Here is a 230-nt window from a genome sequence, read left to right on the forward strand (position 1 = left end):
GGCCGATTGGTCTATTAAAAAACGCTGCACCATAATATCCTGCGGCGAAAATAAGAGCACACACTCGCTGTTAAGACCGTCGCGCCCGGCCCGTCCGGCTTCCTGGTAATAGCTCTCCATATCTTTCGGAATCTGCGCGTGTAAAACAAACCTGATGTTGCTCTTATCGATTCCCATTCCGAAAGCGGACGTAGCTACCATCACTTGTATCTGATCGTTAAGAAAACGCT

At 48.7% G+C, this 230-nt stretch carries 1 protein-coding gene; it reads right to left on the bottom strand.

Features of this window, described 5'->3' with window-relative positions:
* Window positions 1–230 (bottom strand): helicase-related protein (locus SB658_RS28115; protein ID WP_410603895.1); only part of this gene is annotated, 230 nt, incomplete at both ends.

This window comes from Bacillus sp. SIMBA_008 (genome assembly GCF_046535495.1).
Lineage (GTDB): Bacteria > Bacillota > Bacilli > Bacillales > Bacillaceae > Bacillus > Bacillus subtilis.